This window comes from Gordonia prachuapensis (assembly GCF_036350515.1).
Taxonomy (GTDB): Bacteria; Actinomycetota; Actinomycetes; order Mycobacteriales; family Mycobacteriaceae; genus Gordonia; species Gordonia prachuapensis.
The window spans coordinates 61,246-78,765 of record NZ_JAZDUE010000008.1 but is presented as its reverse complement, the minus strand read 5'-3'; the positions used below and the strand labels follow the sequence as shown (position 1 = coordinate 78,765).

The 17,520-nt window shown below is 66.0% G+C and carries 19 protein-coding genes; 9 read left to right on the top strand and 10 right to left on the bottom strand.

Features of this window, described 5'->3' with window-relative positions; translation table 11 throughout:
* Positions 1 to 117: 117 nt before the first annotated feature.
* Both msrA and msrB read right to left on the bottom strand, forming a co-directional pair.
* On the bottom strand, positions 118 to 663 hold the full coding sequence (gene msrA / locus V1Y59_RS11155) for a peptide-methionine (S)-S-oxide reductase MsrA (RefSeq protein ID WP_330435845.1): 546 nt from the start codon (positions 661 to 663) through the stop codon (positions 118 to 120).
* Positions 660 to 1,154, bottom strand: a complete 495-nt coding sequence (msrB, locus tag V1Y59_RS11150; protein WP_330505031.1) for a peptide-methionine (R)-S-oxide reductase MsrB — start codon at positions 1,152 to 1,154, stop codon at positions 660 to 662. The genes msrA and msrB overlap by 4 nt, the downstream gene beginning before the upstream one ends.
* 266 nt (positions 1,155 to 1,420) lie before the next feature.
* Here msrB and V1Y59_RS11145 point away from each other — a divergent pair, with 266 nt between their 5' ends.
* Positions 1,421 to 2,362 carry a serine hydrolase gene (locus tag V1Y59_RS11145; RefSeq protein ID WP_330505030.1) on the top strand — a complete coding sequence of 314 codons (942 nt, stop codon included), beginning with the start codon at positions 1,421 to 1,423 and terminating at the stop codon, positions 2,360 to 2,362.
* A gap of 16 nt (positions 2,363 to 2,378) precedes the next feature.
* Here V1Y59_RS11145 and V1Y59_RS11140 read toward each other — a convergent pair whose 3' ends face one another.
* Together V1Y59_RS11140 and V1Y59_RS11135 are read right to left on the bottom strand one after the other, a co-directional pair.
* On the bottom strand, positions 2,379 to 2,843 hold the full coding sequence (locus V1Y59_RS11140) for an SRPBCC family protein (RefSeq protein ID WP_330505029.1): 465 nt from the start codon (positions 2,841 to 2,843) through the stop codon (positions 2,379 to 2,381).
* Positions 2,844 to 2,877: 34 nt separating this feature from the next.
* A complete protein-coding gene (locus V1Y59_RS11135) occupies positions 2,878 to 3,639 on the bottom strand; it encodes an alpha/beta fold hydrolase (RefSeq protein ID WP_330505028.1) in 762 nt (253 codons plus the stop codon).
* A 185-nt stretch (positions 3,640 to 3,824) separates the two neighbouring features.
* Between V1Y59_RS11135 and V1Y59_RS11130 the strand changes: the two genes are divergently transcribed.
* Together V1Y59_RS11130 and V1Y59_RS11125 are read left to right on the top strand one after the other, a co-directional pair.
* Positions 3,825 to 4,772, top strand: coding sequence for a serine hydrolase (locus V1Y59_RS11130; RefSeq protein WP_330505027.1), 948 nt, complete (start codon positions 3,825 to 3,827; stop codon positions 4,770 to 4,772).
* A 143-nt stretch (positions 4,773 to 4,915) separates the two neighbouring features.
* Positions 4,916 to 5,284, top strand: coding sequence for a hypothetical protein (locus V1Y59_RS11125; RefSeq protein ID WP_330505026.1), 369 nt, complete (start codon positions 4,916 to 4,918; stop codon positions 5,282 to 5,284).
* A 39-nt stretch (positions 5,285 to 5,323) separates the two neighbouring features.
* Here the strand turns inward: V1Y59_RS11125 and V1Y59_RS11120 are convergent, their stop codons facing one another.
* Positions 5,324 to 5,593, bottom strand: coding sequence for a hypothetical protein (locus V1Y59_RS11120; RefSeq protein WP_330505025.1), 270 nt, complete (start codon positions 5,591 to 5,593; stop codon positions 5,324 to 5,326).
* 287 nt (positions 5,594 to 5,880) lie between these two features.
* Positions 5,881 to 6,651: an IclR family transcriptional regulator gene (locus V1Y59_RS11115; protein ID WP_330505024.1), complete on the bottom strand. Its 771-nt coding sequence runs from the start codon at positions 6,649 to 6,651 to the stop codon at positions 5,881 to 5,883.
* Positions 6,652 to 6,820: 169 nt separating this feature from the next.
* On the opposite strand from V1Y59_RS11115, the gene V1Y59_RS11110 reads away from it, so the two are divergent.
* The 6 genes from V1Y59_RS11110 to V1Y59_RS11085 all read left to right on the top strand — a co-directional run bounded on the left by V1Y59_RS11110 (position 6,821) and on the right by V1Y59_RS11085 (position 12,883).
* The gene (locus tag V1Y59_RS11110; RefSeq protein ID WP_330505023.1) at positions 6,821 to 7,588 is read left to right on the top strand and encodes a CoA transferase subunit A; all 768 of its coding nucleotides are present in this window, start codon (positions 6,821 to 6,823) and stop codon (positions 7,586 to 7,588) included.
* Positions 7,585 to 8,241 carry a 3-oxoacid CoA-transferase subunit B gene (locus tag V1Y59_RS11105; protein WP_330505022.1) on the top strand — a complete coding sequence of 219 codons (657 nt, stop codon included), beginning with the start codon at positions 7,585 to 7,587 and terminating at the stop codon, positions 8,239 to 8,241. Before V1Y59_RS11110 ends, V1Y59_RS11105 begins: the two co-directional genes overlap by 4 nt.
* Positions 8,242 to 8,295: 54 nt before the next feature.
* Positions 8,296 to 9,057: an IclR family transcriptional regulator gene (locus V1Y59_RS11100; protein ID WP_330505021.1), complete on the top strand. Its 762-nt coding sequence runs from the start codon at positions 8,296 to 8,298 to the stop codon at positions 9,055 to 9,057.
* A 112-nt stretch (positions 9,058 to 9,169) separates the two neighbouring features.
* Positions 9,170 to 10,123 (top strand): PDR/VanB family oxidoreductase, encoded by a 954-nt coding sequence (locus V1Y59_RS11095; protein ID WP_330505020.1) that lies wholly within the window; start codon positions 9,170 to 9,172, stop codon positions 10,121 to 10,123.
* Positions 10,124 to 10,164: 41 nt separating this feature from the next.
* The gene (locus tag V1Y59_RS11090; RefSeq protein ID WP_330505019.1) at positions 10,165 to 11,367 is read left to right on the top strand and encodes a cytochrome P450; all 1,203 of its coding nucleotides are present in this window, start codon (positions 10,165 to 10,167) and stop codon (positions 11,365 to 11,367) included.
* A 139-nt stretch (positions 11,368 to 11,506) separates the two neighbouring features.
* The gene (locus V1Y59_RS11085; protein WP_330505018.1) at positions 11,507 to 12,883 is read left to right on the top strand and encodes an MFS transporter; all 1,377 of its coding nucleotides are present in this window, start codon (positions 11,507 to 11,509) and stop codon (positions 12,881 to 12,883) included.
* Positions 12,884 to 12,976: 93 nt separating this feature from the next.
* On the opposite strand, the gene V1Y59_RS11080 is transcribed toward V1Y59_RS11085, so the two are convergent.
* The 4 genes from V1Y59_RS11080 to V1Y59_RS11065 form a co-directional block, all read right to left on the bottom strand.
* A complete protein-coding gene (locus tag V1Y59_RS11080) occupies positions 12,977 to 14,200 on the bottom strand; it encodes an HNH endonuclease signature motif containing protein (RefSeq protein ID WP_330505017.1) in 1,224 nt (407 codons plus the stop codon).
* Between the two features lie 502 nt (positions 14,201 to 14,702).
* On the bottom strand, positions 14,703 to 15,233 hold the full coding sequence (locus tag V1Y59_RS11075) for a hypothetical protein (RefSeq protein ID WP_330505016.1): 531 nt from the start codon (positions 15,231 to 15,233) through the stop codon (positions 14,703 to 14,705).
* 1 nt (position 15,234) lies between these two features.
* Complete coding sequence (locus V1Y59_RS11070) at positions 15,235 to 16,431, bottom strand: alpha/beta hydrolase family protein (RefSeq protein WP_330505015.1); 1,197 nt, start codon at positions 16,429 to 16,431, stop codon at positions 15,235 to 15,237.
* Between the two features lie 66 nt (positions 16,432 to 16,497).
* Positions 16,498 to 17,496, bottom strand: a complete 999-nt coding sequence (locus tag V1Y59_RS11065; RefSeq protein ID WP_330505014.1) for a cyclase family protein — start codon at positions 17,494 to 17,496, stop codon at positions 16,498 to 16,500.
* Positions 17,497 to 17,520: the final 24 nt, after the last annotated feature.

Sequence of the window (17,520 nt, the reverse complement as noted above, 5' to 3'; positions counted from 1 at the left end):
CGGGAGGGTTCGTCGTGCCAGGTACCGGCAGTACCTGTTTCATGCGCGACGCTCCCCGACCGTGAGGCGACGGTGCCCCATCGCACCCGGTGGGCACGATGGGGCACCGCCACGATGTCAGGCCTCGGCGTCCTGCCGCTTCGGCAGCACCCAACCCGCACGCGGGAAGTGGCAGGTGTAGCCGTTCGGGTACCGCAGCAGGTAGTCCTGATGCTCTGGTTCGGCCTGCCAGAACGGGGCACTCGGCTCGATCGTCGTGACAGCCTTACCGGGCCAGAGCCCGGAGGCGTCGACGTCGGCGATCGTGTCCCGCGCGACCTGCTCCTGCTCGGGGGTCAGCGGGAAGATCGCCGACCGGTAGCTCGAGCCGACATCGTTGCCCTGGCGATCGCGGGTGGTCGGGTCGTGGATCTGGAAGAAGAACGCCAGGATGTCCCGATACGACGTCTGCGTCGGGTCGAAGACGATCTCGACCGCTTCGGCGTGCCCGGGATGGTTGCGGTAGGTGGCGTGCTCGTTGCTGCCGCCGGTGTAGCCGACGCGGGTGTCGAGCACTCCCGGCTGGCGGCGGATGAGGTCTTCCACGCCCCAGAAGCAGCCGCCCGCCAGGACGGCCGTCTCGGTTCCGGGTCGGCGGGTGATCTGTCCGGTGTCGGTGGTCACGATGCGTTCTCCTCACTGTTGTCGGGGGTGTCGGTGTCGTCAGTGGTTCCCGCGAAGAGGCTGCGGTATTCGCCATAGCCCTGCGACTCGAGTTCGGTGACCGGGATGAACCGCAGTGCCGCGGAGTTCATGCAGTACCGCTGGCCGCCGGCATCACGGGGCCCGTCGCCGAAGACGTGGCCCAGGTGGCTGTCGGCCCCGGCCGAGCGGACCTCGGTGCGTCGCATCCACAGGGTCCGGTCGGTCTTCGTGGTGACCGCCTCGGGGTCGATGGGTTGGGTGAAGCTGGGCCAGCCGGTCCCGCTGTCGTACTTGTCGGTCGACGAGAACAGCGGCTGACCGGACACGACGTCGACGTAGATGCCCGGCTCGTGGTTGTCCCAATATTCGTTGCGGAAGGCCGGCTCGGTGTCGTCCTGCTGCGTGACGCGGTATTGAGCGTCGGACAGGGCTCGAACGGCCTCGTCGGTCTTGCGGTATTCGGTGCTCACAAATCCTCCTTCGGCGCCGCTGGCTGCGGCGTCACCATGCACAACAACGACGGTGCGCGATTTGGTCCCGGCCCGCCTCCCCGTTCCCTGAGGTGCGAGGAGCGCTAGCGAAGAGCCTCGAAGGGCTCGAAGGGCGCGCAGGGCAACCCCGCGCCACCTCCCCGAAACATGATCGATACCCACTCCACATCGAAGAAATGGAACTCTGGACCGCTTTGCGGTGTTGACCGATATGAGTGGGTTGCACGCTCTGAGGCGGTGAGACGATGGCACAGCAAAGCGCACGACGCATCACGCGACTACGGCTGCTGTACACCCTCGGCACCACGATGACGGTCAGTCTCGTGGCCGCTGTTCTCGTCGCACTCCCGACCACCGACCCCGAATCCACCGCGACCAGATCGTTCCCCGAGGCACCACCCGCCACACTCGCGCAGTCCGCGCTGACCGCGGCGGAGTCCGCGGCAGCGGCCGGCGACGTCGACGCGCGCATCGCGATCCTCGACCGCCGGCACGACCATCTCGCGACCACCGACTCCGCCACCACACCGACACTGGCTGCATCACTGGTCAAGCTCATCGTCGTGGTGGACATCCTGGACCGCCGGCGCGAGGAAGGCCTTGCGATCGGCGCCCGCGACATCCAGCTGATCAATCGCGCGCTGAGTGTCAGCGACGATCAGGCGATGAACGAACTGTGGACGCGCTTCGACGGCATGGGCGCCATCGGTCGCGTCGCGGGACGCCTGGGCCTCGAGGGCACCGCGCCGCCACCTGACGTCAACTACTGGGGGCAGGCGACCATCACGGCGTCGGCCACCGCAACTCTTCTCGACCACGTTCTCGAGATGCCCCCGCCGGACCGCGACCTCGTCATCGCCGCACTCGCGAGTGCACCACCCGTGGCCGCAGACGGCTTCGCGCAGGACTTCGGCCTACTCGCTCCCGGACTCACCGATGCCGTTGCCGCCAAACAGGGTTGGATGTGCTGCGTCGACGACAGCGCTCAACTGCACAGCGCCGGCGTCATCGGCCCACACGGCCGGTTCGTCGTCGTGGTACTGGGTCGGCTCGAGCCGACCGCCGACTGGGAGCCCGCGCGACATCAGGTGAGCCATATCGCCTCTGCGGCCGCGCAGGTGTTGCTCGCCGACGATTCGGCGCGCCTCGACTGGCTGCCCGCTGTTCATCTCGCGGCCGCGGCGTGACAGTGACAGAGACCGATCAGACGAAGCGTGCCGACAGCGCCGTCAGCGTGGCCTCGATGCCGTCGGCGTTCTTCTTGTCGTATCCGATGATCTCGATGGCTTTGGGCATCTTGAGCCGCGAGTAGTCGAAGGTCTCGGTGACCCGCGTCGAGGTGGGCGACTCGCTGGCCATCTCCCATCGCCACCGATGTCCCATCGGATGTCGCCATTCGATCACCTGGTTGTCGGCGAACTCTGTCACCGTCGATGTGATCTTGTACGGGAAACCGTACTGCTTCATCCCGACACTGAACCGCGCTCCTCGTTCCAGTCGCTCCGGCCCGGTCACCGGGGTGTGGCGTACGGTGCCCGACCCATCGAGTTCCGGATGGCGGTGCGGATTGGCCACGAGGGCGAAGATCTCGGCGACCGGAGCGTTCACGACGATCTGTCGGGACACTTGGTGCGGCCCGCTGTCGACGGCCACTGGTTTGTCAGCCATATGGCCAACGTACGTGATGCTGCTCGTTCTGACTTCACTCCGCGAGGAATTGCAACAGTACGCTGTTGACGGACTGCGGCGCCTCGATCGGGATGAGGTGCGAACCAGGGATGACGCACAACCGCGCGCCCGCGATCGAATCCACCACGCCGACACTGTGATCGAGGGTCACCTCGTCGCGATCGCCCTGCATGACCAACGTCGGCGCGGAGATCGCCGACAACTCCGCCAGATCAATCTCGGGCTCCGACCTGATCATCGCCATGGTCTTGTCCCAGACGATCGGAAAATGGTCGGCGCCGTCCGGCGACTCCGAGGCGTACTCTGCCGCAAAGAAATCCACGGTGTCCTGATCCGCGGTCTCGAGTGCGTCGAGCATGCCGCCGGTCGCACGGCCAGAGCTGTTGAAATACTGGCCGATCAGAATCAGGTGACCGACGAGGTCGGGTCGTCGCAGAGCGACCAGAACGGCGACCACCGCCCCGTCGCTCCAGCCGATCAGCTCCGCCGGCCCACCCACAACCTCGTCGAGGTAGGCGATGGTCTCGTCGGCCATGTCCGCATAGTGGAATTCGTCAGTGACGTCGGGACTGTGGCCGTGCCCGTGACGTTCCGGGCAGTACACGCGCCACCCCGCCTCGACGAGTGCCGGCACCTGACCACCCCACGCCGACGCACCAGAGAACGCGCCATGTAGCAGCACAACGGGTCGGCCATCGCCGTCGATCTCATGCCAGATCCGGGTGTTCGGTTCGGGATGGCTGATGGTGGTGTATTCGCGCACGCTGGGGGACACGGAAACACACAGTACCCCGTATTGACGGCCGTTGACCTGCATCGACATCGGACTGCCTGCGATCCCGGCGGCGTGGGGCTAGTGTCGGATTCGAGTGGGTTGAAGAAGTTGACCGATTCAGCGGGTATGTGACCCGAGTGCCCCGCTGCCGCAACTTCGACATTCGACGCGAGTGGTGATCTGCAATGACCGAGCCGCGTAATGAACTCACGCCGACGGCAAGTCCGCGAGCCGCACTGGTGCTCACCCTGGTGGCTGTCGTGGTGGTCGTCCTACCTTTCATCAGTCCGGGGTCCGGTGCCACCGGGTCGGCGCTGCCGTTCGCGCCGCCCACCCCACGGGCGCAATCGGCGGTTGCAGCCGCCGAAGACGTACCTCGCAGCGGCCGGGTCGCCACCCGTATCGCGATTCTGGACCGTCGATTCGGGAGTCTCGCCACCAACGCGGCCGCGAGGACGCCGACACTGACCGCGTCGTTGGTGAAAGTCGTCGTGGCCGTGGACATCATCACCCGTCGGCGCGAGAACGGCCTGGCCGTCGGTCAGCGGGACCTGCAATTGATCCAGCGGTCACTGGCCGTCAGCGACGATCAGGCGATGAACGAACTCTGGACCCGCTTCGACGGTATGGGTGGGATCGGGCGGGTGTCACGGCGGGTCGGGCTGACGGGCACCGCGCCGCCGGGCAATCCGGCCCTGTGGGCCGAGGCGACGACCACCGCGGCCGATATGGTGAAGATCTTCGACTTCATCCTGAAAATGCCTCCGGCCGACCGTGTCTCGATCATGAGGCCAATGACCGACCCGCCGGCGGTCGCCGCGGACGGATTTGCGAAGAACTACGGTCTGCTCGCCCCCGGCCTCACCGAATCCGTTGCCGCGAAGCAGGGATGGATGTGCTGCGTCGGCGGCGGGGGGCAATTGCACAGCACAGGTGTGCTCGGACGGGATGGCCGGTTCGTCGTCGCGCTGCTCGGGCAGTTGCCACCGACCGGCAACTGGGGGCCGGCGCGCGGCCAGATGAATGCGGTGGCTCGGGCAATCGTACGGGTCCTCTATGACGACGACCCGGCTGTCGATGTGCTGCCGATGGTCGAGGAGTTCCTGAAACCGTTCGGGCTGAACGGCCGGTGAGAGGCATCCGGCGCCATGGTCCGGTCTCAAACGTCTGCACAGCGTGGCGGTGCGAAGCCTCTGATCGAGTCACCTCTGCTAGAAGCGTCAGCATCAACATCGTTGGCCACCAACAAATCGCGAGCGTCGGTTAACATCGCGACATGAGCGCCCAGACCCCCGAGGAGTACATCGGTGCGCAGACCGAACTCGTGCAGGAATGGCTACGCGAGTTCCACGACTACGTCGAGCACCACTATCCCTCGGTGCCGCTCATCATGTTTCGTGGCGTCCCGATGTTCCGGTTCGAGGACTCGTACCTCAAGGGCTATGTGATGTTCACTGCCGCATCCCGGACGATGTCCGCGCACGCGATCGATTTCGATCACGTCGATGCCGCGAAGGCAACCGTCGGCGGCAGCCAGCCGGCCAAGGGTTGCGTCAAGGTCAAGTACACCGACGCCGCGTCGAAGCCCGCCGTCTACACGTTGATCGATGCGGTGATGGCGCGCCACCACATTCCGAAGGTCTGAACGCCTGGCTGCGACGACCTGCGAGGCAATACGCCGGGACTAGGCCGCGATCGGGAAGCAGAAGATCGTGATGCACGCGGTTTTCGGGACGTCGGGGAACGGGAAGATGGGGATCACGGGGATCGGCAGCAGAGGCACCGGAAGGAGCGGCACCGGGATGTCCGGAATCCGGATCGTGGTGTCGACGTCCTGCGGCTGCTGGGTCGAGGCCGCATCGGTCGGTGCCGCCGATGCCAGTGGCGCGAAAGCCAGCGTCGCAGCCGCCACAGCGGCGACTCCCAAGCCGGCCTGTCGAATCAGTGTGGTCATGGCTGCTCTCCTCTGAACATGCTCGAGATCGGAATCAGACCACTGATCAAAGTGTGTGGATCGGCCGCGGCGTGGACTGTTTCGTTGCGCACACAAACCAATTCCCTTGGCCCGCATCGGGACACGATCCCTGGGCCGCCTGGCAACGATTCTCGCACACGCGAGTCCCGATCTCGACGGGATCGTCATTCGACGAGAGGAGGTCGATGCATGGCTCGTTGCCGCGGGTCGGATTGGTTCACGCGGTGCGTCGACGGCCCGCGGGAGCCGACACGACCCGCGCAGCCTCACCTTCTCTCGCGCAATCTCACCGACAGGTCCTGAGCCCCCTCCAACAGCAGTCGGCCCATCGCCCGACGACGGTCGGTTGTGAACCGTGTCTGTACCCCGGTGACGCTCACCGCCCATGCAGGTAGTCCGTTCTGATCGAACACCGCCGCCCCGAGTCCCCAACTCCCCTCGACCAGGAGCGCCGGGTTCGTCGCGTACCCGTCCCGGCGAGTCAACTCGATGCGCCTGCGAATAGCGTCCTCGGCATGATCCGGACCCCAGTCCGGCTCCAGGGTGTTCCGACTGAAGAAGTCGTCGACGTCCCGATCGGGAAGGTGACCGAGAATCGCCAGACCCGCAGACGCCACACCCAGCGGGAACCGAATACCTTCGTGCAACACGTGCGATCGCAACGGGAAGCTGCCCTCCCGACTCAGCACGCAGACCGTCTCGTCACCGCGGCGCGCGGAGAGGAACACGCTCTCGCCGGTCTCACGAGCAAGATGCTCGATGACATCACCGGCAACAGACGTGATGTCGTATCGGTGCGCCGCACTTGCGCCGAGCAGGTACAACTCGGGTCCCAGTGACCACAAGCCGGTCCTGCGGTCTCGGTCGATGATCCCCTGATCAGCGAGTGCGCTGAGCAGCCGATGAGTCGTGGGCCGGGCGAGGTCGGCGGCCCGGGCGAGGTCCGAGGTGGTGGCGCTGCCGGCCTCGGTGGCCGCAACCGCACGCAGCAGGGCGGCCGCGCGAGCGATGACACGGTTACCTGATTCGGCGGGCACAACCGCCAGAATAGCGTTCACTGAGTGAACGCATCCGGCCGCCTTCCACCACCGTTCGAACACTCTGCCCCGACTTGAGGCTTCGATGTTGACCTCTGAACTGCGCGGAGAAACACTCACCTGGCACGAGGTGACGTTCAGCAGACGAACGCATGCGAAGGGAGTCACAGTGACAACACGAGTCGTCGACACGGTGGACGCTGCGATCGCCGACATCGGCAGCGGGGCCACCCTCGCCGTGGGCGGCTTCGGACTGTGCGGTATCCCCGACCGGTTGATCGCCGCACTCGCCGACGCCGGGCCCGACAACCTCGAGGTCTTCTCCAACAACTGTGGCGTCGACGACCATGGCCTCGGCATCCTGTTGTCGCTGGGCCGTATCCGCAGGGTGACCGCGTCGTATGTGGGCGAGAACAAGGAGTTCGCGCGTCAGTACCTGGCCGGTGAGCTCGAAGTGGAACTCACGCCGCAGGGCACGCTCGCCGAACGACTACGCGCGGGCGGGACGGGGGTACCGGCCTTCTACACACCGGCAGGCGTGGGCACACCCGTCGCCGACGGCGGGATGCCCTGGCGCTACTCCGCCGACGGATCTGTCGCGGTCATGTCCCCACCCAAGGAGACCCGAACCTTCGGGCACCGGCGCTACGTTCTGGAGGAAGCGATCACCGCCGACTTCGCCCTGGTCCACGCCCGGATCGGTGACACCGCGGGCAACCTCGTGTTCGACAAGACCGCGATGAACTTCAACCCCCTCGCCGCGATGGCCGGGCGGATCACCATCGCGCAGGTCGAGGAACTCGTCGAACCAGGTGCCATCGCACCCAGCGACGTTCACCTGCCGGGAGTCTTCGTTCAACGGCTCGTGCACACCGGACCCCAGGACAAGCGGATCGAGAAGATGACCACCAGTACTCCCGGAGGAGCAGGGCGATGACGATGAGCACGGAGATCACCGGCTGGACCCGCGACCAGATGGCTGCCCGCGCAGCCGCGGAGATGATCGACGGGGAGTACGTCAACCTGGGCATCGGCTTGCCGACGCTGATCCCCGATCACCTCCCGGCAGGTGTCCAGGTCACCCTGCACTCCGAGAACGGCATCCTCGGCACCGGCGGCTACCCCACCCCGGCCACCGTCGACCCCGATCTGATCAACGCCGGCAAGGAGACCGTCACCATCAATCCCGGTGGCGCCTTTTTCGATTCGTCGTTGTCGTTCGGCATGATCCGTGGCGCACACATCGACACCGCGGTCCTCGGCGGCATGCAGGTCTCGCGCACCGGCGACCTCGCCAACTGGATGGTCCCCGGCAAGATGGTCAAGGGCATGGGTGGCGCGATGGACCTAGTTCACGGTGCAGCGCGCGTCATCGTGCTCATGGAACACACCGCCCGCAATGGTGATCCCAAGATCCTCGATGTCTGCACGTTGCCGCTCACCGGAGCCGGCGTGGTGGACCGGATCATCACCAACCTCGGTGTCATCGACGTCGTCGTCGACGGCACCCTCGTGCTGACCGAGGTCGCACCAGGTGTCCGTGTCGACGACGTGATCGCCTGCACCGGGGCGGAACTCACGGTGCGCTGACCGGATCGCCGGCAGTTACCCTGCAGCGGTCACGAGTGGCGCACAATCGGTGCCATGCCCCGCGTGTCCACCGGCGAATCCGTGATCGCACGGTCCATTCGTGTGGTCGAGGCCTTCGGCGTCGATGACAAGGAGTTGACCGTCGGCGAGATCGCCCGCCGGTCCGGGCTGCATGTCGCGACCGCCTCGCGCCTCATCGAAGAATTGGTGCGGGCGCACTGGTTGGAGCGCACCGACCACGGGGTGCGGATCGGTGTCCGGCTGTGGGAGGTGGCCTCGCGCGCGTCACCCGCGGTCGGACTGCGCGCCGCCGCGATGCCCTTCATGCAGGACCTTCACCATGTGATCGGCAACGACGTCCAACTCGCGGTCCGGGAGGGCACCGAGGTCCTGTTCCTCGAACGTCTCACCTCACCGTCGCCAGTGGTGAACTACTCGCGGATCGCCGGCCGACTACCCCTGCACGCGTCCTCGTCCGGCCTGGTATTGCTCGCGCATGCCGATCCGTCCGTCACCGACGAGGTGACCTCCCAGCCCATGAAGGCGTATACCGACAAGACGATCACCACTGGACCCCAGCTGCGCACCGCGCTCGCCCACATCCGCCGCGAGGGATACGCGCTGTGCGCCGGTCACATCTTCCCCACCACCACCGGCATCTCTGTGCCTATCCGCGGTCGCGGTGACCAGGTGGTCGCCGCACTCGGCCTCATTGTCCCGAACGACGACGCCGCCTTCGGCCGCATCCCGGCCCTGAAAGCCGCAGCGCGAGGCATCGGACGTGTGATGTCGACGCCACAACCATCGTCACGGTGATTCACCGCACTCTTTCTCTCTCAATGATTGAGAACGCTGTAGTAGGGCTCCTGCCGATCCGGCGAACCTTGACGGAACCGTCGTCAAGGAAAGCGATCGTCGAGGAAAGACCATGGGAAGCCGTTCTGATTCTGGCAACACACTGCAGGTCGTGGAGAAAAGGCGCGTCGCCACCGATGTGGTGACGCTGACGCTCGCCCACGCCGACCGTCGTCGATTGGCGGACTGGACTCCGGGAGCTCACCTGGATCTGATCCTGCCGAATGGGCTCACACGCCAGTACTCGCTGTGCGGAGACCGCTGGGATGCCTACACATACACGGTCGCGGTGCGCCGGGACCGGAGCGGCCGAGGTGGCTCCGCCTTCATCCACGACGAACTGCGCGTCGGGGATGAGATCCAGGTCGGCGGCCCCCGCAACAACTTCCCGATGACCCCGGCCGACCGCTACCTGTTCATCGCCGGCGGCATCGGCATCACACCGATCATCCCGATGATCGCGCAGGCCGACATCGTCGGCGCGCAGTGGCGGTTGCTCTACCTCGGCCACACCCTCGACTCGATGCCATTCGTCGGCGAACTGGCCCCCCATCGCGACCACATCACCACGATCGCCAGTTCCACCGAAGGCCGTGTCGACCTCGCCGAACACATGGCGTCGGTCGACGACATGACCAAGGTGTACGCCTGCGGACCCGTGTCCATGCTCGACGAGTTGTCGTCGCACGCTTCGACGTGGCCAGCCGGGAAGCTGCGTATCGAACGCTTCACCTCGATCGATCCTGCACCGGCCCGGACGACCCCGTTCGAACTCGAGCTCGCCCGATCACAGCGCGTGCTGACGATCGCCGCAGACGTGAGCATCATCGACGCACTGTCGTCGGCGGGCGTGGGTGTGCTCACGTCCTGCCGCGAGGGAGTATGCGGCACCTGCGAGACCACCGTCCTGGCGGGTCAGCCCGACCACCGTGACGCGGTCCTCGAACCACACGAACGCGACGCCGGCGACTGCATGTTGGTGTGCGTGTCCCGCTCCCGCTCCGACCGGTTGACCCTCGACATCTGATCCCCGACATCTGATTCGGCACCTCTGATCCAGGAAGCATCATGACCATCACAGCCCGGACCACCCTGCCCACCTCGGACGCAGACCCGTTCGCGCTCGACCTCCTCGAGGATCCGCTGGCATTCCAGGCCGAACTGCGGGACGCGGGACCTGTTGTCCACCTGGACAAGTACAGCGTGTACGCCATGGGTCGCTACGAGCAGGTGCGGGCGGCCCTCACCGATTGGCAGTCCTTTCAATCCTCGGCCGGCGTCGGGCTCAGCAACTTCCGGCACGAGAAGCCATGGCGGCCACCGAGCGTCCTGCTCGAGGCCGACCCGCCCTTCCACGACGCTCCGCGTGCGGTGCTGACCAAGGTGCTCGGACCGCGTGCACTCATGCGCATGCGGGACGCGTGGCTCGCCGACGCCGATGACCTCGTCGACCAGGTTCTGTCCGGCGGCGACACCATTGACGCCGTTCCCGCTCTCGCCCAAGCCTTCCCGCTGCGAGTGTTTCCCGACGCGGTCGGCCTGCCCAAGGAAGGGCGCGAGAACCTGCTGCCGTACGGCAACCACACCTTCAACGCCTTCGGCCCGCACAACAGTCTCGTGGCGGCCGGCGAGCCGTATGTGGCCGAACTCTCCGCCTGGGTCAACGCTCAGTGTCAACGAGAGAACCTCGACGACAACGGTTTCGGCGCGCAGATCTGGGCGGCCAGCGACCGCGGCGACATCACCGCCACCCAGGCACCACTCATCGTGCGGTCACTGCTGACCGCCGGCGTCGACACCACTGTCAACGGACTCGCGGCCGTGCTCTACGCGTTCGCCACTCACCCCGACCAGTGGCAGCGCGTCCGCGACAACCCGGATCTGGCGCGCACAGCATTCGACGAGGCCGTGCGCTGGGAATCGCCGGTTCAGACGTTCTTCCGCACCGCCACCAACGACATCCACATCGGCGATGTCGTGATCCCCGATGGCGAGAAGATCCTCATGTTCCTGGGCGCCGCCAACCGCGATCCCCGCCGCTGGGCGCAACCCGACGAGTTCGACCTGTACCGCGACCCGTCCGGGCATGTCGGCTTCGGGATGGGCATCCACCAATGCGTCGGACAGCACGTCGCACGACTCGAATCGGAAGCGCTGCTCTCTGCTCTCGCCAAGCGGGTCAGCAAGATCGAGCTCACCGGCACCCCGCAGCGGCACCTGAACAACACGCTTCGCTCGTGGAGATCGATTCCGTTGCGCCTGCACACCTGACCTGCCCCTCCGGGCCCGACTCCATCATCCGCCGTCCAGTAGTGCCGGGCCGGCGGCGATGAGCCACGCCCCGATCAGCCCGCCTCGACCTTTCCCTCCATCAGTCCACCACTTTCCGAAACCTGAACGGAGACCGCACATGACCACCGACTTACGCCGCGCCATCGATGAGAGTCCGATGTCGCGCTATCAATGGACCGCAATTTCCATCTGCATCCTGCTCAATGTCCTCGACGGCTACGACGTTCTCGCCATGGCCTTCACGTCCACCTCGGTGTCCGACGATTGGAACCTGTCCACCAGCGTGCTCGGCGTTCTACTCAGCGCGGGACTGTTCGGCATGGCCATCGGTTCGCTGTCGCTGGCCCCGTTGGCCGACATCGTCGGCCGACGCAAGCTGATCCTGGCGTGTCTGGTGTTGTCTTCTGGCGGCATGATGCTGTCCGCCGTCAGCCAGAACGCCACGCAGCTCGGCATCCTCCGCGTCCTGACCGGTGTCGGGATCGGCGGAATTCTGGCGTGCAGCAATGTGATCGGCGGAGAACTCGCCTCCAACCGGTGGCGCGGCCTCGCGGTCAGCCTCAACTCGACAGGCTATGCCATCGGCGCCACGATCGGCGGTCTTGCTGCCCTGCTGCTCGTCGACACTTTCGGATGGCGATCGGTGTTCCTCGTCGGCGGCGTGTGCACCGCTGCCCTCATCCCGCTCGTTCTGTGGCGGTTGCCGGAATCGATCGACTTCCTCACCGTCCGGCAACCTGCCGGCGCGCTGGACCGCATCAATGCGTTCGCCGGCCGTATCGGCCATCCGCCCCTGCGTGAACTGCCTGCCGCCACGACCACCGGCTCCAGCAAGGGTGGCGTCGTCGACACCGCACGGCAACTGTTCGATCGCCAGAACAAGCGGACCACTCTGCTGATCTGGACCGCATTCTTCTTCACCATGTTCGGGTTCTACTTCGTCACCAGCTGGACACCCAAACTTCTTGTCGAAGCGGGAATGTCGGCGAAGGAAGGCATCACCGGAGGGATGATCCTGAACCTGGGCGGAATCCTGGGCACCTTCCTGCTGGGGGCGCTTGCGGCTCGATTCCGGCTCGCACGTGTCCTGGTAGCCTACCTGGTCGTCTCCGCGGCACTCATGACGATCTTCGTCCCGGCCGCCGGGGTGTTCGCGCTCGCACTGGTCGTCGGATTCGGTCTGGGCATCGTTGTGAACGGTTGCATCGCAGGCCTCTACGCCCTGACCGCCACCTCCTACCCGGCACCAATCCGAGCGACGGGCATGGGCTGGGCTATCGGCATGGGGCGGATCGGCGCGATTCTCTCACCCCTGGTTGCCGGAGCCCTGCTCGACGCCGACTGGTCACCCACATCGCTGTACATGGTGATGGCGGTCCTGTTTGTCGCCGCGGCCGTCGCAGTGATGGCGATGTCGGCCGCCGGTCGCCAGTCCACCACTGGCGTGGCGGGTGCGGTCGGTACCGATCGCACCGCGGATCTCAGTCGGAGCTGATCCGGTCACACGCTGGCCGATTCTGGCCGCAGTTGCAGTTTCCCGCTTGGGGACTGGCAACTGCGGCCAGAGCCGTCGATGAGGATGCGCTGATCAGAACGGTGGTGGATTCTCCAGGTTCCATCGTTCCATTGCCCGCTTGTCGGCGCGTTTGACTGCCGCGCCGCGTTGGGCTCGGATGGTGTCGATGCGTTGTCGGGCGGGGTCGTCGGGTGGTCGGGTGGCGCGGGTCAGTGATTCGAACAGGTCACGGCCGGTGAACGCATTGCCCAGGTAGGTGTGGCCGGTGGGTGATTGGAAGAACACCTCGCCGAGGGGATCTTGGTAGTCCCGCCACCCGGCGGCGAATGTCTTGATCCGATGATGAAACCGACACAGTGGCTTGAGGTTGCGTGGATCGGTCGGGCCGCCCTCGGCATGCGGGACGGAGTGATCCACATCGGCGTGGAAGGCTCGGTTGTTGCAGCCGGGGAAGCTGCAACACAGTTCGCCGGAGCGGATGAGGTCGGCGACCTTCCTGCTCGGCGCGTAACGCTCGACCTGCGCAGCATTCGCGTCGTCGGGGTGGACGTAGCAGCGTTTCGCCTCGGCGACGAGTGCTCGCGCGGTGTCGGCATCGATCACGCCCTGCCCGTCGAGGAACGCCGGGTCGTCGTCGTGGCCGAGCAAGGTGCTCAGGTTCACCACGATGTGGAACGTCGGGCGAGGTGCCCCCGGATCGGACGTCGCGGTGGGGTCGGATTCGGCGGCGTCAGGTTCGGTCGAATCGGATTCGGCAGCATCGGATTCTGCGGTATCGGTTTCGGCCGCATCGGATTCGGTGTCGTTGTTGTCGGCGCAGCAGGCCTCACACTCACAGGTAAGGGTGGTGGCGCCGTTGCCCAGCGCGACCAACGCATCGGCGCGCCGCTGTGCCGCCGTGCGGGGGTCGCCAGCATGCACAGCGGCGGCCATGGCATTGAGCCGGGCGTCCACCGCGGCCGCCTGGTCGGCGGGCAGAGCGCCACCGATACGTGCCTGGCCGGGGGTGTGGCGGTCCGGGCGGACGCTGATGTTGCGGTCCTTGTCGACCAGTTCACGACGCCGCCGGGTGGCTGCCGGATCGTTCTGGGCGATCAGTTTGTCGATCATCGCCAGGAAGCGGGTCATCGACATCGGTTCACGGGTCTCGATGGCCTCGGCCATGAGTTTGTCGAGCAGATCCAGGTTCTCGGGTGTGCACAGACTGGTGCGCTTGACGACAACGAGGAATCGGGGCAGATCGATGCGACCGGCGCCCAGGGTCGCACCGGTGAACGGCAACTGATGGCGCAGCACACTGCCGGCCTCGATGAACTCCCGCGCCCGCGACGTGGGATGGTCAGGGCCGCACCCACCTCGGCCACCGCCTGCTCGAGTCCGTTCGGCCCGTACTGGGCGCGGGGGTCCTCACCGGCGGCGGCGCGCACCGCGAGACGTTCCAGATCGGCCAGCGAGGTGGATTCCTCGCCGAGCGCCGCGGCCAGCCTGACCAGGTGGTCTTGTTCGCGTTCCTCGTGGATGAGGCTGGCCGCCTGCAGCATTCGGTAATCGGCAGCCGCGCGCACCGCATTGCTGTGATGCAACACCTCGACCAGCTCGGTGGCCGAGTGATGCTCATCCTCACCCATCTGGGCCAGAGGCTGCGCGGTCGATTGCATGACACCAAGCTATCGGCACCCACCGACAAATTCGGACACACAGGACTTCGCTTCGGTCGACCTGTGGACAACACTGCCGTCCCTGGGCTCAGTCCCCCACGGCCCGATCGAGTCCGGTCCTCGCTCAGAGCATCGCTTGTCTACGACGACTGCGCGCGTGACACCGGCGCACCGACGGGGGCTGTCGTGACCGATAGCGCAGCACGCATCCCCAACGGCGTGATGACCGCGGCCAAGATAGCGCCGAACACCATCTTTCCCGCCAGCGCGACCCCAACGGACAACTCCGAGGAGCCGACCAACGCCATCACCACTGCGGCGAGTGCCGTCCCAGTGAGCGCTGAAGCCACAGCCACGACCAGCGCGCGCTGCCAGAGGCGCGCCGGCAGGCGACTGTGCCCCGCCCCACGGGTCAGGCGCCCCTCGCGTAGCGCCTTGTTGATCTTCGCGCCGGGTACCAAGGTGGCCATCAGCGCGATCACGAAACCCTGCGGGACGAAGTCGAACACATAGTTTCCGATGCCCCAGACCTGCACTGGTTGCCCGAACCCGAATACCAGGAGGAAGAACAGGAGACTCATCGCGGTGTTGATGGCGATGCTGATTGCGGTTTCGCGCCGGATATAGGCGCGTTGCTGATTCGTGGACATGGTGACTCTGGATTCCGACATCTCAGGCTCCCGCGCCGACCCGCTCGTCGGTCTCTGTAGGAGCCGCGTCCATTTCGGCGAAGGTATCGGCCACCCAGTCGGCGACGAAGCTGCTCACGTGGCCGAGGTCGTCGAGTCCGATGTGTTCGGCGCCGCCTTCTTCGGGGGTGAACACCCGAAGCTCACGCTTGGGGCTGTTGACGGCCTGGTCGTAGGAGCGTTGCGCGTACTCGAGCGGGATCTGCCGGTCGTTGGCGCCGTGAGCAATCAGGAACGGAACCGTGATCTTCTCGACGACACCGTCGAGGTGCACCTTGTCTGCCATCGTGAGGAACTCGTCGAGGTTGTCGTGGCCCCAGACCCACATCACATGATCCCAGTAGTGCGGCACCGGGCGCTCACCCTCGCGTTCGACGCGGCGCCGTTGCACCTTGCCCCAGTTGTGGTTGGCTCCCCATGCCACGACGAGAGCCAGGCGCTTCTCGAAAGCGGCTGCGCGCGGGGCGAAGTAGCCTCCCAGGGACCATCCGACGAGCCCGATACGACCCGAGTCGATGTCGCTGTCCGACTCGAGGAAATCGACGCAGGCCGCGGCCCACTCCTCGGTGTCGATCTGAGCCGTCAAACCCTGCTTGCGCAGCGCCTCCCCCGATCCGGGGCAGTCGACCATCAGGGTGGCGATCCCCCGCTCCGCGAGTTCCAGGCTGTGATCGGACAGGTACTGATGCTCCTTGGTGCTGTCCAGCCCGTTCCACATGATCATCGCCGGCGCCGGACCGGCGACCGCCGGCTTGGTGTAGTACGCCGGCAACGTGGTGTCGCGGAACGGAATCTGCACGCGACGGGTCAGCGGGTCGTTGAGCTCGAAGGACTTCTCCAGCAGGTCCATGCAACGCTGGTACGTTGCTTCTCGCTCGGTGGTGCCGGCCTGCTGCATCCGCTCGGCCGTGATCAGGTAGCTCGCCGCCCGTGCGTAGGCCTGACCGGCGGTGCGGCGGTGGCCTTTCGCGGCATCCTCGTCGGCGGCGGCGACCAGCCGATCGACCATCTCCGTCCACGAACGTAGGAAGTCGACGGTGCCGACGTCCTCGTTGCCTGCGGCGATGTCGCGCAGAGGGCGGCACGCGCGGTCGACCTCGTCGATCCGGCCTCGGCTGTTCATGGTGCCGGCGACGGCGAAGTTCCAGACGTAGTTGTTCTTGGCGAAGTATTCGAACATCGGTGTTCTTTTCCTGTCAGTTGGTTTCGGGTTGTTGGCGGGTTGGCAGCGGCTGCGGGCTCGACGTCACTTGACCGCGATCGGATTCACCGGCGCTCCGACGGCCCCGGTCACCGGGATCGGGGCCGCAGTGAGGAAGAACTCGTACACCCCGTCCTCCGCACAGTCGGCGGCCAGTCCGTCGAGGTCCCACATCTCCCCGAGGAACAGTCCCATGTTCGGGATCGCCACCTGATGCAGCGGTTGGAACGCCTCGTCGAACTCGTTCGGCCGCACCTCGAACCCCCAGGTATCGGTGGCGATGGCCGCGATCTCCCTGTCGTGCAACCAGTCCGCGGTCGTGAAGGAGAGCCCTGGCGCTGCGCCGCCCGCATAGTCGTTCCACCCGTCCCGCTTGGCTCGCTGTAGTTGGCCGGTGCGCACCAGCACGAAGTCACCGGTTCCCACCCGGCCCTGCAGCCCGTGGTGGGTAATGGTTCGCTCGAGGTGTTCGACTGTGATCGCGAATCCATCGGGCAGCTCACCGTCGGTGCCGCACACCCGGCCGACGTCGAGGAGCACACCGCGGCCGACGAACAGGTCGGCGACGGTCTCGATACCGGTCACCTGGTCGCCGGCTGAGGTGACCACCTCCCCCGCCCGTCGGCCGTTCCAGGCTCGTCCATGATCGAATATGTGGCCGAGTCCGTCCCATTGGGTCGAACACTGCAACGGCATGGTCACGACATCGTCGGCACCACCGATGCCATGCGGGAACCCCTGGGTGCCGGCTTCGGCGTCGGTGCCGGTGTCGAGCATCGTATGAATGGGATTGGTGCGCCGGCGCCAACCCTTCTGCGGGCCATCCATGTTGAATTGCAAGGACAGACTGAATGGAACACCGCGACGCGCGAGCTGGGCGGCGGCTGAACGTTTCTCGTTGTCGACGAAGTTCAAGGTGCCGCGAATGTCTTCGGTTCCCCAGCGGCCCCAGTTGGAGCATCGTTGGACCGTGGCGGCGATCGCGGCCTCCGGGTCTGCCGGGTCGATCACCCGTGTTGTCATGTCAACGGAATCGGTGGTCATAAAACAGTCCTCGTCTCGAGCAGA

Coding starts and splice junctions, on each gene's coding strand:
- V1Y59_RS11130 (WP_330505027.1), top strand. CDS start 3,825: ATGACCGAGCCGCGTAATGAACTCACGCCGACGGCAAGTCCGCGAGCC.
- V1Y59_RS11145 (WP_330505030.1), top strand. CDS start 1,421: ATGGCACAGCAAAGCGCACGACGCATCACGCGACTACGGCTGCTGTAC.
- V1Y59_RS11075 (WP_330505016.1), bottom strand. CDS start 15,233: ATGTCGGAATCCAGAGTCACCATGTCCACGAATCAGCAACGCGCCTAT.
- V1Y59_RS11070 (WP_330505015.1), bottom strand. CDS start 16,431: ATGTTCGAATACTTCGCCAAGAACAACTACGTCTGGAACTTCGCCGTC.
- V1Y59_RS11090 (WP_330505019.1), top strand. CDS start 10,165: ATGACCATCACAGCCCGGACCACCCTGCCCACCTCGGACGCAGACCCG.
- V1Y59_RS11095 (WP_330505020.1), top strand. CDS start 9,170: ATGGGAAGCCGTTCTGATTCTGGCAACACACTGCAGGTCGTGGAGAAA.
- V1Y59_RS11140 (WP_330505029.1), bottom strand. CDS start 2,843: ATGGCTGACAAACCAGTGGCCGTCGACAGCGGGCCGCACCAAGTGTCC.
- V1Y59_RS11085 (WP_330505018.1), top strand. CDS start 11,507: ATGACCACCGACTTACGCCGCGCCATCGATGAGAGTCCGATGTCGCGC.
- V1Y59_RS11125 (WP_330505026.1), top strand. CDS start 4,916: ATGAGCGCCCAGACCCCCGAGGAGTACATCGGTGCGCAGACCGAACTC.
- V1Y59_RS11100 (WP_330505021.1), top strand. CDS start 8,296: ATGCCCCGCGTGTCCACCGGCGAATCCGTGATCGCACGGTCCATTCGT.
- V1Y59_RS11105 (WP_330505022.1), top strand. CDS start 7,585: ATGACGATGAGCACGGAGATCACCGGCTGGACCCGCGACCAGATGGCT.
- V1Y59_RS11120 (WP_330505025.1), bottom strand. CDS start 5,593: ATGACCACACTGATTCGACAGGCCGGCTTGGGAGTCGCCGCTGTGGCG.
- V1Y59_RS11065 (WP_330505014.1), bottom strand. CDS start 17,496: ATGACCACCGATTCCGTTGACATGACAACACGGGTGATCGACCCGGCA.